9 protein-coding genes are annotated in these 12,990 nt (G+C 61.9%); 4 read left to right on the forward strand and 5 right to left on the reverse strand.

Annotation, left to right across the window (positions count from 1 at the left end; translation table 11 throughout):
• Positions 1-172 precede the first annotated feature (172 nt).
• The 4 genes from EOA16_RS04050 to EOA16_RS04065 are packed head-to-tail and all read left to right on the forward strand — an operon-like array spanning position 173 to position 5,277.
• Entirely contained in the window at positions 173-1,342 is a 1,170-nt protein-coding gene (locus EOA16_RS04050) for an acyltransferase (RefSeq protein WP_127255711.1), read from the forward strand.
• A complete protein-coding gene (locus EOA16_RS04055; protein WP_127255713.1) occupies positions 1,339-2,445 on the forward strand; it encodes a glycosyltransferase family A protein in 1,107 nt (368 codons plus the stop codon). Before EOA16_RS04050 ends, EOA16_RS04055 begins: the two co-directional genes overlap by 4 nt.
• Positions 2,446-2,448: 3 nt before the next feature.
• A complete protein-coding gene (locus EOA16_RS04060) occupies positions 2,449-3,483 on the forward strand; it encodes a glycosyltransferase (protein WP_127255715.1) in 1,035 nt (344 codons plus the stop codon).
• A gap of 9 nt (positions 3,484-3,492) precedes the next feature.
• Complete coding sequence (locus tag EOA16_RS04065; protein WP_127255717.1) at positions 3,493-5,277, forward strand: ABC transporter ATP-binding protein; 1,785 nt, start codon at positions 3,493-3,495, stop codon at positions 5,275-5,277.
• A gap of 284 nt (positions 5,278-5,561) precedes the next feature.
• Here EOA16_RS04065 and EOA16_RS04070 read toward each other — a convergent pair whose 3' ends face one another.
• The 5 genes from EOA16_RS04070 to EOA16_RS04090 all read right to left on the reverse strand — a co-directional run bounded on the left by EOA16_RS04070 (position 5,562) and on the right by EOA16_RS04090 (position 12,838).
• Entirely contained in the window at positions 5,562-7,028 is a 1,467-nt protein-coding gene (locus tag EOA16_RS04070) for a hypothetical protein (RefSeq protein ID WP_127255719.1), read from the reverse strand.
• 447 nt (positions 7,029-7,475) lie between these two features.
• Positions 7,476-7,748 (reverse strand): cell division topological specificity factor MinE, encoded by a 273-nt coding sequence (gene minE / locus EOA16_RS04075; RefSeq protein WP_023813379.1) that lies wholly within the window; start codon positions 7,746-7,748, stop codon positions 7,476-7,478.
• Positions 7,745-8,560 carry a septum site-determining protein MinD gene (gene minD, locus EOA16_RS04080; protein ID WP_127255721.1) on the reverse strand — a complete coding sequence of 272 codons (816 nt, stop codon included), beginning with the start codon at positions 8,558-8,560 and terminating at the stop codon, positions 7,745-7,747. Before minD ends, minE begins: the two co-directional genes overlap by 4 nt.
• Positions 8,561-8,622: 62 nt before the next feature.
• Entirely contained in the window at positions 8,623-9,417 is a 795-nt protein-coding gene (minC, locus tag EOA16_RS04085) for a septum site-determining protein MinC (protein ID WP_127255722.1), read from the reverse strand.
• Positions 9,418-9,790: 373 nt separating this feature from the next.
• Positions 9,791-12,838 (reverse strand): NB-ARC domain-containing protein, encoded by a 3,048-nt coding sequence (locus EOA16_RS04090; protein WP_127255724.1) that lies wholly within the window; start codon positions 12,836-12,838, stop codon positions 9,791-9,793.
• Positions 12,839-12,990 lie beyond the last annotated feature (152 nt).

The raw sequence follows: 12,990 nt of genomic DNA on the forward strand, positions 1-12,990 counted from the left end.
TGTGCTGTCCGTCCGTCGATTTCGAGCCCGGCGCGATCGGACTCGCCGCGATTGGACGCGCAAAGCGCAGGTTTGACGGTACCGGCGCCCTGGCGGCTCTCGTCCGCCTTGGCGTGCTGCCCGAAACGACCGGCTGGCTGCGTCGCGGACATCAATGCCACGGAAGCCGCTGATGGGAACCGCCCGCGACATCCAACTCGATGCGTTGAGAGCCATCGCCGTGACGATGGTGTTGTATTCCCATTTCTTCGCCGCTGGAGGATCTTCATTCTGGGGCCATATCGGCGTGCGGCTGTTCTTCGTGCTGAGCGGCTTCCTCATCACGCGCCTGCTCCTGGAAGCGCGTTCGGCCGCCGAATTCGAGACCGGCCCCGCGCTGCGATCCTTCTATATCAGGCGAGGCTTGCGGATATTTCCGCCCTATTTTGCCGTCCTGGGTTTCGTCTGGCTGGTCGACCTGGACCAATCCAGGGGATCGCTGATCTGGCATGCGCTTTACCTGTCGAATTTCTGGTATGCGCTGCGCAATGACTGGAACCCTTGGGTGCTGTGCCATTTCTGGAGCCTGAGCATCGAGGAGCAGTTCTATCTTGCCTGGCCGCTGGTCGTCCTGCTGGCCCCGCGCCGCCGCTTCGAACAGATCTGCATCGGCGTCATCGCGCTGTCGCTGGCCTATCGCTTCTATTGGCCGATCACCGCCACGCCGGCGCTGGCGCGCGACCTGCTGCCGCCGGCATCCATGGATGCGCTGGCGACGGGCGCGCTGCTTGCCTGCTGGCGGTCCAGGGGTGCGGCTCTGCCGCACTGGATGCGGCTGGGCTGGCCAGCCTTCGCGGCCGCATTCCTTCTCATCGAGTGGTTTGTCCCGGCACCTGCCGATCCGATGCTGGAATGGGCCCACTGGATGGTGCGGCAAGTCTTGCCGCTGGTACCGCTGATGGCCATCGTCGCCGCCTGTTCGCGCAGCCTTGGCGGTCCCCTGGGCAAGCTTGCCGAACTGCCGCCGCTGCTTGGCCTCGGCCGCATCAGCTACGGCGTCTATCTCTATCATCCGATATTGCTGTCGCTCGCCGTCAAGGCGCAACCCTGGATTCCGCTCAACGTCTCGGAGCAAGGGCCAGGGCGATTCCTGGTCGCGGGCGCCGCTACGATTGTCGTGGCCTCGATTTCCTGGGTGGTTTTCGAGAGGCCTCTCAACAGCCTGAAGCGCCACTTCCCCTATGTCGCGCGCACCCGCTCCGCGCAGGGCAGCCATGGCGGCTGGCTCGCGACGGCTGCCGTCGGAGCGCCCGATGGCCGCACACCGGCGCTCGAACTCCAGCGCACGGATGCAAGACGATGACCGCCGCACCGCTCGTCTCCGTCCTGTTGCCGGTCTACAATGCCGGGCCCTATCTCGCCGACGCGCTGGGAAGCATCCTGCGGCAGGATTACGGCCGCCTGGAGATCATCGCGATCGATGACGGCTCGACCGACAATTCGCTCGAGATACTCGAGCGATGCCAAAAGGCCGACAGCCGCATCTCGATCATCTCGCGCGAAAACCGCGGCCTTGTCGCGACCCTCAACGAAGGGCTGGCGGTCGCCCGGGGCGAACTGGTCGCGCGGATGGACGCCGACGACATCGCCTATCCCTGGCGCTTGTCGCGCCAGGTCGCGCTGTTCGAGCGGCGGCCGGAACTGGGCTTCTGCGGCGCCGGCGTCGACATGTTGATCCGCGGCCGCATCGCCATCGGCAGGCCCGATCCGGTGTTCCAGTTCGGCCGCATCCCTGTATTGGCGATGTTCTTCACGATCTTCATGCACCCGACGGTCGTCTATAACAGGAAGGTCGTCGACGACGGCGTTCTCCACTACGACCAGACCTACAGGCACGCCGAGGACTTCGATCTTTTCAGGCGGCTGGCCGGCCGTTACCCGGCAACCATGATGCCCGAAAACCTGGTCGTCTACCGCGTCCATGAGGCAAGCGTGACCAGCCGGCACGTCAAGGAGATGCGCGGGACACATTTGCGGATCGTGGCCGAGAACCTCGAGCGCGAGGGCCTGGCGCAGGCCACGCGGGACCTGCGCGACATTGGCGATGCGGTCAGCCACGACACGGTCGCCCGCGCGGCCAGCTTCATCGTCGCGCTGGAGGAGGAAATCCGCTCGCTGCCGGCGGCGACGCGGCCGAGCTTCGAGGCCGGCGCGCTGAACCTGTTCTATTTCCTCTATCAGCTCGTGGCCGACGAAAAGCAGCCCTCGCTGACGCATGAATTGCTGACGCGGACCGCGAAATGGAACGTCATCCGGCGCCGCGAACAATATGCGCTGCGGCCCGGCGCCTGGGCGCCCTGGCTCAGCCTCGCCTCGCTGTCGGCCGCCAGGCAAGCCGATGCCATGGCATATTTTTTCAAATCCGCGCCTGCCGCAGCGGTGCTGGCACCTTATCAGGCGGGGTGAGGGATGATCGTCAAAGCCAACCAACCTCTGCAGCGCGATCGTTCGACGGCGCTTGGCCCTGCCCCGGCCGGTCCCCGCCCGGAACGATCGGCGCCGGAAGTCAGCTTCATCATCTGCACGCGCAACCGCGTCGCCGTGCTCGATGCCTGCATCAAGTCGGTGCAGGCCGCGTGCCGCGCACATGCCGGCTTCGCCGCCGAACTCGTGGTCGTCGACAACGGTTCGAGCGACCGCACGGCCGAACGCCTGGCCAGCATCGCGGCTGCGTCGGACATTCCGTTCACGCCCGTTTGCGAGCCGCGCCGCGGGCTGGCGGCTGCGCGCAACGCCGGGCTGAGGCGCGCGCGCGGCCGCGTGCTGGTCTTCGTCGACGATGACTGCGCGGTCCATCGCGACTATTTGCGCGATCTGGAGCGACACTATGCGTCCGGGGAACAATGGCTCATCCGGGGCGGTCGTGTCGAGCTTGGCGATGCGAGGGATTTGCCGTTCACCATCAAGCGGTCGTGGGCGCGCGAGCGGCTGACGCCGGATGTTCATCCCGGCGGTTTCGTGCTGGGCTGCAACATGACGATGCACCGCGATGTCGCGGCCCGCATCGGCTATTTCGACGAACGCTTCGGCGCCGGCGGACCATTGCGGTCGGCAGAGGATACCGATTACCTTGTGCGGGCGATGCTGCTCGGCATCGCGGTCGAGTATGTGCCTGACATGACGATATTCCATCATCACGGCCGGCGGGATCGCAAAGCCATCGAGAAGCTGCACCGCGACTACAGCCTGGGCAATGGCGGGCTCTGCCTGAAGCATGTTCGCCACGCGCCCTGGCTGCTTCGCCATTTCTACTGGGCCGCAAGAGGGGCTATCAGGGAATTGGCGGGAGGACCCGCCTTCGATCGTGAACTCAACCTGCCGCACTGGCCGATCGTTGCCATGAACTTGCTCGGCGCGGCCAGGTTCGCTGTTCTCCTGCTGGCCGGACGGCCGCAGGCCGAGCCGGTGCGGCAAGATCAGCAAGCCAATGCCCAGGCGGGGTGAAACGCAATAATGCCAATGCTGCCGCCAAATCTGCCGATGCTGTTCCGGGCGTTCGGAAAGCGGCAACTGCGCCTGCTGCCGGCGGTGGTGGTTCTCGGCCTGGTCAGCGCCGTCCTCGAAGGGTTCGGCATCGGCCTGATCATCCCGTTGCTGGGCATCATCATGGGACACGGGGATGCGGCCGGAATGGCAGGCTTCTCCGCCGTTCTCCAGCACGTCGGATCGGGCTTGAGCGAGCGCGACCGGCTGGTTGTTATTTCGGTCGCCATCCTCGGCTCGATCATCCTGAAGAACGTCTTCGCCTTCGCCAACACGCTGCTGACGACCTTCATCTCCGGCAAGGCAAGTCACTCGATCCGCAGTGCCTTGTCGGAGCAGCTGTTGCGGGTCGGCTACCCGTTCTTCCTGCGGCAGAGCCCCGGACGCCTGCTCAACATCATCTCCAACGAATCCTGGCGGGCCTCCGATGCGATCCAGATCATGCTGTCGGCCATCGTCAGCGCATCGGCCGCCATTATCCTCTTGGCTTTCCTGTTGCTGCTTTCGTGGCGCATGACGCTTTTGGTCACGCTCGGACTGGCGCTCGTCCAGATCGCGCACGCCATCCTCTCGGCCAATCTGAAGGAGCCCAGCCGCAGCGTCGCTTCGCGCAACGGCCACCTCGCCTCGCAGATGCTCCACCTTGTGCATGCCGGACGGCTGATCCGCATCTTCGGACAGGAGAAGCGGGAGAAGGCGATATTCGACACGGCGTCAGATGCGGTTCGCCGCGCTTCCTTCGCGCTGCTCGTGCGCCAGGGAGCGCTGCCGCCGCTGACGGAGGTTCTCCACGCCATGCTGTTCCTGGCGGTGGTGATCGGCGCCTGGCTGGCGCAGGTGAGTTTCCCGCTGATCATCGCCTTCGTCATCCTGCTCTACAGGCTGCAGCCCCATATGCGGGCCCTGCAAGGGTCGTGGAGCCAGCTGCAGGGCCTGAGCGGATCGCTCGAAGAGGTGACATGGCTGCTGGATCCCACCGGCAAGCCGCGACCGCCGCAAGGCGACGGACCATTCCACGGCCTGCGCCAGGGCATCAAGTTCGACGATGTGACGTTCACCTATTCCGGTACGGACCGGCGTGAAGTGGTGCTGCATGCGGCGACATTCGAAATCCGCGGTGGCCGCTCGACGGCGCTGATCGGCCGCTCGGGCGCCGGCAAGACGACGATCGTCAATCTCCTGTGCCGCTTCGTCGAACCGGACACCGGCAGCATCCTCGTCGATGGATCGCCGCTCGACCGGATCGACGCCGCCCAGTGGCGCCGCCACATCGCCCTGGCCAGCCAGGAACTGGAGCTGGTCGACGGCAGCATTTTTGAAAACATAACCTACGGGCAGGACGCGGCGACAGCCGGCGACGCCGAAGCTGCCGCAAGACTGGCCGAAGCGCATGAATTCATCGAAAGGCTGCCTCAGGGCTACGAGACGCTGGTTGGTTACAGGGGCGTCAATCTGTCGGCGGGACAGAGGCAGCGGATCGCCTTGGCGAGAGCCCTGGTCCGCGATCCCGACCTGCTTATCCTGGACGAAGCCACCAACGCGGTGGACGGCCTGTCGGAAGCGGCCATCGTCGAGACCCTGAAGTCGAGAGCCGGCCGCCGCACGACCATCGTCATCAGCCATCACCACAGCACCATCTCGTTTTGCGACGACGTGGTGATCCTGAGCGGCGGGCGCGTGAAAAAGCAGGCCCCTTTCGGCGCCCTGGCGTCGCTCAGCATGGACGAGCTCTACCAGCACGAACCGCTCGACTGAGAAGGCACCGGGCCGGCCCGCGATCGTTTCCCGGGCGTGTCTGCAGGCTCCGGCCGGCGGGTCGTCGAAGCGTTCGAATCAGAAGCCCGGGGAAGTGCCGCTGGCACCTTCCGTGATCGCACCAATGCCGTGCGGAACCGAGGCGCGCTACCTTGTCTGTGCGGCGGACCTGTCGATCCGCCTGGCCGGTGCCCCATTGGGCTTACTCTCCGGGTGAGGTGCCGGCCTCCCCATGCACAAAAGACCTGAAGCGGGTCGCCTGCCCCCTTCAGGCGCGACACGCCTCAGGTAGCGGCGCCGACATTCCTGCCGATGCGTCGCCTGCCCGTCGTCCGCGCTTTCTTCGTCATCGCCCCGGCTATCTCGACCACGCCGTCCTCGTGCGGCCTGCCATTGGTGGCCTTGTGGAGCCGCTCATAGGGCAGCAGTTCCTTGATCCGGGCATTGAGCGAGGCGATTTCGGCTTTGAGGTCCTCGCACTCCTGACTCTGCACGTCGAACTGTATCTGTTCGGACGCCTGTTGCAGCGTCAGCTGAGAAAGATTGGCGTTCACCTTGGAAAGATTCATCTTGTCGCTTTCGTTCTCCTGGGTCAGTGCGGACAATCTTTCATCGGCGATTTTCTTTTCGGCCAGGGCATCGTTCAGCTCGCTCTTGAGCCTGGCGATTTCCCCGGCGGCTTCGCTGTTTTCGGTCGACACCTGTTCCAGCCGCGATTGCAGGTTCTGGATCTCCGAGCTCAACCCACGCATTTCCGCCTGACTGCGAGCCAGCTCGGCTTCCTTGTCGCCTTCCATCATGCGGGCCGCTTCGGCCGTTTCCGATAGTTTCACCTGTGCGGCCTCGAGCGACTTCTGGAGCCGTATCTCCTCTTTCTCGCTCTTGCCGAGCGCGGCCAGCAGCTCCGCCAGCCGTGCTGCTTCGCTGGCATGGATCGTCGAGAGCTCGTCTAGCCTGTGGCGCGCCTGCGATTCCCGCTTCAGCGCCTTGTCGAGTTCGAGAGACAGGTTCACGTGCTTTTCGCGCAGCATCTTGCTCTCGCGCAAGCGCCTGTTGGCCTCGACTGTCCTGGCGGTCAGCCGCTTGGCGATGTCGCCGAACTCCGCTTCGCGCTTGGCGCTCGCATTGGCTGTCTCCACCAGTTCCAGCCTCACCGCGGCAAGTGCCGCACGAAGCGTCTCCCGGTCCTGAACCAGGCTTGTCTCGCGTTGCTGCAGCGCTTCGAACGCGCCTTCACGCTCGCGCAACTTTCTCGTCGCATCGTGCAGCTTTTCCGACAACGCCCTCTGTTCGGCGGCCAGGGCGGCATTCGCAACCTCCAGCTCGTTGGCGCGCAGGATGTCGCTGTGCAGGATGTTGAGGAATTCACGGGTCAGATGGTGTGAGGTGCCGATCTCCGACAGCTTGTCGTTGATCTCCTCCAGATAGTCCCTGGCGTCATGGAAGAGACCCTCGAAGGCGCTCAAGGCAGCCAGCCGGGTCTGTGTATGGGCCGTCAGTCGTGGCGCGGTTTCGGAACTGTCAGCATCGCCCGCAGCGTCGGCATTCCCGGCATTGTCGTCATTTGCCGCATCGGCCTGGGGTGGCCCGTCATCGGGTGCCGCCTGGGCATCCGGCACATCGTCGCTCTCTGGCGGCGCCAGGTCGTCGGCATCGAGACTTGCATCCAGCGCGTCCGCCAAATCGATCTGCAGGTCCTGGATCGCTTTATCCACGTCTTCAGCACGCTTGATCAGGCCTCTGAAGTTCATCACCAAACTCCCTTTACGCATACCTCGCTTCGAACTTAACAAATTGCTAATATATTCTTACATCCGCTGCTTGCGCAGGGGAAGCCCCATTGGCACAAAGGTAAATCTGAGACATTTGGGGCTCGCCATCGCCAAGGAAATCATCGAGCGCTACGGCGGCACCGTGACGCTGGAAAACCGCAAGAGCGGCGGCCTGGAGCGGACGGTGGTGTTTGAGGCGGTGTGAGGTGTGTGAGGCTGGCAAGGTCGGCGGGACAGCGCCCCCCTCTGCCCTGCCGGGCATCTCCCCCTCAAGGGGGGAGATTGGCAGTTTCGGCGCCGGACTTCTCATTGACGCATTGGCGATTGGCGAAAGCGACGATGACGGCCAATCTCCCCACTTGAGGGGGAGATGTCCGGCAGGACAGAGGGGGGCGCCAAGGATCGCGACCTCCCCTGCCTTGGCCCTCAGCCAGCCATCGCCATCGGCACGGCGCTCTTGTTGGGGATCTGGATGTCGATTTCCAGCGTCGACATAGTCTCGCCGCGGTCCATCGAGACCTGCAGATAGTCCTGGTCGATCTGCACATGCTTGGCGATGACGGCCATGATCTCCTCGCGCAGGATGGAGACGAGGTCGGGCTGGCTGCGGTTGCGGCGCTCATAGGCGAGCAGCACTTGCAGCCGCTCGCGCGCCACCGGCGCGCTGGAGCGCCGCTTGAAGATGTCGAGCAGGTTCATGCCGCCCTCCTTCCCAAAAGACGATCGAGGAAACCCTTGCGTTCGAAGGGCACGATGACAGGCAATTCCTCGCCTTCCAGCCGCCTGGCGGCGTCGAGGTAGGCGCGTGCGGCGGCGTTGAGCGGCTCCGACAGCGTCACCGGCGAACCGAGGTTGGAGGCGCGCAGCACATCCTGGCTTTCCGGAATGATGCCGAGCAGCGGCACCGACAGGATTTCCAGCACGTCGTCGATCGACAGCATTTCGCCGCGCGACGCGCGCGCCGCGTCGTAGCGCGTGACCAGCACATGCTTGGCGATCTGTTCGCCCTGCTCCGCCCGCAAGGTGCGGGCATCGAGCAGGCCGATGATGCGATCGGAATCGCGCACCGACGACACTTCCGGGTTGGTGACGATGACGGCCTCGTCGGCAAAGCGCATGGCGAGCTGCGCGCCGCGCTCGATGCCGGCCGGGCTGTCGCAGAACACGTAGTCGAACACCGAGCGCAGCTTGTCGATGACTTCGCCGACGCCCTCCTCGGTCAGCGCATCCTTGTCGCGCGTCTGCGAGGCCGGCAGCAGAAACAGCGTCTCCACCCGCTTGTCGCGGATCAGCGCCTGAGAGAGTTTCGCCTGGCCCTGGATGACGTTGACGAGGTCGAACACCACCCGCCGCTCGGCGCCCATGATCAGGTCGAGGTTGCGCAGGCCGACGTCGAAGTCGACGAGCGCCACCTTCTTGCCGGTCTTGGCCACGGCCGCCCCGAGGGCCGCCGTCGAGGTCGTCTTGCCGACGCCCCCCTTGCCCGAGGTGACCACCACTACCTTGCCCATTGAATAGCCTCCGTTGTTGTTGTGTTCTTGGTCGAGCGGCCCGGCCGCCCCAATATCGAATGTCAGCTCAGCGTCGAAACCCGCAGCGCATCGCCGTCTAGAAACGCCTGCACCGGCTTGCCGCGCGAAACCCCTTCCATCTCCTCGGCGGTGACGTACCAGCCGTCGACCGCCAGCAGCTCCGCCTCGTTCTTGCGGCAGAAGATGCGCGCGCCTCTGTTGCCCAGCGCACCCGCCGAGGCGCGCCCGCGCAGCGTGCCGTAGACATGGATCGAGCCCGCCGCGATGATCTCCGAACCGGACGCGACCGAGCCCAGCACGATGACATCGCCATGCGGATGCACGATTGCCTGGCCCGAGCGGATCGGCGCCTTGATCATCAGCGTGCCGGATGCTTCCTGCGCAACCTGCGGCTCGCTATCGCCCGCCTTGCTTGCGTCAGCCTTGCCGACGCTGTCCGGGCCGGCTTCAGGCGCCCTGCCCTCTGCCTTGCCGAAACCCTCAGCCCGCGCCTCGCGGGGCAGCAGGCCATCCGTCGTCGCCTCCTTGGCGCCGACCAGCACCGGCGGCAGGTTGGGCTCGAGTGCGGTGTGGCCGTCGAGCTCGATGGCGTAAATGCGGATGCCGCGATGGCCAAGGACGTCGACCAGCGATTCGATCGCGGCGACATCGGGCTTCAATGTGTTGAGATCAAGCACCACGGGGCGGCCGGCAAAATAGCCGGGCGAGTTGCCGATCCAGTGGTCCAACCCCTCCAGCCACACGTCCAAAGGATCTTCCGGAGTCAATGTGAAAGCGACGAAAGAGCGGGCGCGAAAACGAATGGATTTGGCCTCGAGGGGAGCGGAAAAAGTCACGGGCTGCGAATCCTTACTGAGAGGTAAACGCTAGCGAGGGAATGGTTAACGAATGGTTAATGGGGAGGGGCGGGATGGTGGTAACTTGGCAGTTGTTCGCGAAGTTGGGAGTTGGGCCAAAACGCCGGTTGCGGCCGCTACCCGGCGATGCACTTGATGTCTGGATATGGGCCGCCCACCGAAAGTCTGCTTCTGAGTTTGGAAAAGCGCACGTCGCAGAGCTTGCGACTGCAAGGCTGCTTGTGGCCGATTTCGAACATTGCGAACCACCCATTGGCTGACTCACGCTTTTGCACCTTTTATCTTTGGCTGCGCTGCTGACGGCTGGTTCGTTCAATCACCCGTGTGAACGCCTTAGCCGTTAGGCCGTCATCTACTCCAGCATCCACTCGCGCACGATGCGGCTCGACTGGGCTTCGCCCATCAAAGGTGAGCCATTGTCGCGTAGCTTCTGTACCTCGCTGTAAATTTCCCGAACTCTAAAAGGCGCAGAATTACCGAGCACGCGGATCGAGTCCATTAAGAATGCTTCTGCTTTGGTCTTGTCGCCAAGCTGCGCAAAGACTTGGCCGATCCACCGCCGCGCATAGGCACGATTCGACTTACTTTGATGCGAGGAATCCCCTTCGAGGAGTTGCGTCGATTTCCTGTAACATTGCAACGCTTCTTTGTTCCGCCCCATCATCTGGAGACAACGCCCAACATTTCCGTACATTGGGCCGTCTTCCGGGCCACTCTCCGCCCCCGCGACAATATCATCGACCGTCCAGTCCCCTCTGAAGAATTCCAGGGCTATATCCGGGTATCCCGCATCCCGCTCGGCAAGCGCGAGCGAATGCTCACAATCGAAGTTAGTATCGACTTGGCTGTCCTGCTTGAGCGAGACCCCCTTTCTTGCCCAGTCGATTGCCGGTTCGAATTCTCCACGGAGCCAAAGAGAGTATGACCGGATATCGCAGAATTTGATGTATCGCGCCGTCTTCTGGGGGATGGTCGATTCATAGCGCACAAGCAGACTATCCGCGGACTCTATTTCGCCGAGCTGGTCAAAAGCAGCCACCATCCTACCGACTACCGTGTCGAATTTTTTGTATTTGGTGGCAGCTGTTTCCCATTCGATAGACTCGAAAAGCAGCCGTCCGACGCGGACATATTCCTGAACGTGCCCCCCCCCGATCAGCGCATTTTCGATTTCGACCAAGGTTTCGAAAGCTTCGTCATACATCCCTGCCGAAACCTCGAGTTCTGCCTTCTGGGACCATCGCTCAAGAAGCGCGAAAGGTAGATTGACACCCAGCATAGACCCGATTGCGCCTATGATGACCTTGTACTGATTGATCACTATAGTAATGAAATCGGCGCGCTCCGAGCGCTCGAACCGAGTCCGAACAAATTGACGAACGAGTGGATGCAGATCGTATAAGTCGGGTGCGTCCACTTCGGGCTTAACGACAATCAGATTGAGCGAGATCAGCGATCGAAGCGCCCGAATGAAATTCTTGTAATTCACCTGTGACGCCACAAACCGTTGAATCGTGATCTCAGTCTCGGGACGCACTGCTTCCGCCATGAAGCGGAGGAGTGTCTGTTCCCGCAGCGCAAGCTTGTCCCAAATCGACGAAAGGACATCGGGCACCTCCTCTCGACCACGGCGCATGTCGTCGAGCAATTTCCTGAGCGTCGTTCCCGGCACTTTCGTAGCTTGCACGGCGAGGAGATCCAGCCAAAAGGCGTGGCCTTTGGTAACAGCATGTGCGTCGCGGATGTCCGCACCCGGAATGATGTGTCCCGGCGCTCGTTTTGCGAAAAGTTCGATCGCCTCTTCTTCCGATATGCCCTTCATCGAGAAGGTGATGACTGAAGAACCGGGGTACTCGACGTGGGGGCGACATGTCAGGATAATACGGCTCGAGGAATTCTCGGTCGAGAGCCGTTGGATCAGCAGATCGATTGCGCCGATGAAGGTGCGATTTTCAAGATCAACGTAACTATCGACGTTGTCAAAGACCAGGATCGCATACGCGTCTTTCGTCTGGTCGACGAGAATCTCTACGAGTTCTTCATCGCTCGCCTCGGAAAGATCATCCGACATAATCCTGCCGTTTGAAAAGCGTACGATTATTTCTACAATTTGTGTGCGGATGCGATCGCTCTGCTCCTTACAATCTCGCCAATCCCAAAAGCGATAGCCACCCTCTCGCTCCTGGAGCGTGTTGATATAATGAGAGGCGAGAGCCGATTTGCCCTCGCCTCCGATCCCACAAATTATAACCACCTTGGCATTCGAAGTCTCAAGGGCGCGCAGTTCATTGTCGCGACCAACCCAAATTTCGACATTAGGCGGTCGATCGCAATCGAGCGGCGCCAGCCGGAAGAGATGTGCCATAGACTTGGACTTTGATGAGGAAGGCGACGGTTCTACCGTCGCGGTAGCGACAAAGGCGACATTGGAGCCGTCCTCGTCCCAAAGGCCCAGAAGCTCGGGCAAGAATTCGTGACAGTCTATTCCTTTGTAGAATGTAACGCGATTGCGATCGATCCCGGGGCGCAATTGACTTAAGAGATGTTCGCTGAGTTGCGGCTCGTCGCCGTACAGCGCCCAAAGAATCTCTGGAAAAAGGTTGTCGTTGCCGACGACACCGCCAAGTGCACTCGTGAAGATGTCCGGCCAGCCACCGTAAGCCATCACGACCACGATATGGTCCCGCAGACGGACCAGAAGATCGTTCTGCAAGGTCGGCCGGCTTCTGACAAGCTGCCTGTTAGTATGAAGCGTGTCGCTACCATGCCAATAGCCGTGGATATGTATGACTTGGCACCCGCTCGCGGTGCTCTGGTTGATCGAACCATCAACCGCGAGCGAGGTTCGCCAAGCCATACCGCCTGCTCGTTTGATCGAAATCTCGATCAAAGGATCGAAGTTCGACGTGATTAGAATTTTACCGAACCGACTCGGATATTCGGCGATCAATCTACCTAGCGCCTCGACCGCCGGGGTGAAGTGCCAAGCATTTGCATCGGTGTCCAATACTTGAAGCTCCTCCTCACGAAGCTTGCAGATATTGTCGTTCCAGGCATTTCCACCGGAAGATAGAAGGCCCCCCGCGACGGCGCGTTTGATGACGCGGTTTGCGGCATCCTGCCCAGCACGAGGCGACAGGAAGTCGAACGCCGTTTGATAGCGATTGGACGCTCCCGCAAGCTCCGCATCAAGCTTTTCCAGCTGCCCACGCTTTCCTGAAAATTCCGAGCGGATCAGCTCAACTACGGCCGCGAAATCCGCGACTCCTGGATTACCATTTTTGGGCGCTGTGAGAGGTGCGCCCACTACGAAAACGACGTCTTTCTCGCTGTTTTCCAAGCCCTCATGAAGGCGATAAAGTAGCGCATCTTTCTCGTAAAAAATAAGATCGTTTTCCAATATTACCTCGCCTACTGAATTCTGTTCAATTGCCGCAAACTAGCTCGCAATGATCTTTTCGCCAATGATGAACGACCCACTTCCTCAGAACCCCCTCTGGTTCTGCAATCGAACGATCAAGCATTGTTTGACTCATATTCCCTTAGTCCACC

It is taken from the genome of Mesorhizobium sp. M7A.F.Ca.US.008.03.1.1 (assembly GCF_003997495.1).
GTDB lineage: Bacteria > Pseudomonadota > Alphaproteobacteria > Rhizobiales > Rhizobiaceae > Mesorhizobium.

What these genes read in the sequence shown, in the direction of transcription:
- EOA16_RS04055 (WP_127255713.1), top strand. Translation starts at nt 1,339, where the DNA reads ATGACCGCCGCACCGCTCGTCTCCGTCCTGTTGCCGGTCTACAATGCC.
- EOA16_RS04050 (WP_127255711.1), top strand. Translation starts at nt 173, where the DNA reads ATGGGAACCGCCCGCGACATCCAACTCGATGCGTTGAGAGCCATCGCC.
- EOA16_RS04060 (WP_127255715.1), top strand. Translation starts at nt 2,449, where the DNA reads ATGATCGTCAAAGCCAACCAACCTCTGCAGCGCGATCGTTCGACGGCG.
- EOA16_RS04065 (WP_127255717.1), top strand. Translation starts at nt 3,493, where the DNA reads ATGCCAATGCTGCCGCCAAATCTGCCGATGCTGTTCCGGGCGTTCGGA.
- minD (WP_127255721.1), bottom strand. Translation starts at nt 8,560, where the DNA reads ATGGGCAAGGTAGTGGTGGTCACCTCGGGCAAGGGGGGCGTCGGCAAG.
- EOA16_RS04070 (WP_127255719.1), bottom strand. Translation starts at nt 7,028, where the DNA reads ATGAACTTCAGAGGCCTGATCAAGCGTGCTGAAGACGTGGATAAAGCG.
- minE (WP_023813379.1), bottom strand. Translation starts at nt 7,748, where the DNA reads ATGAACCTGCTCGACATCTTCAAGCGGCGCTCCAGCGCGCCGGTGGCG.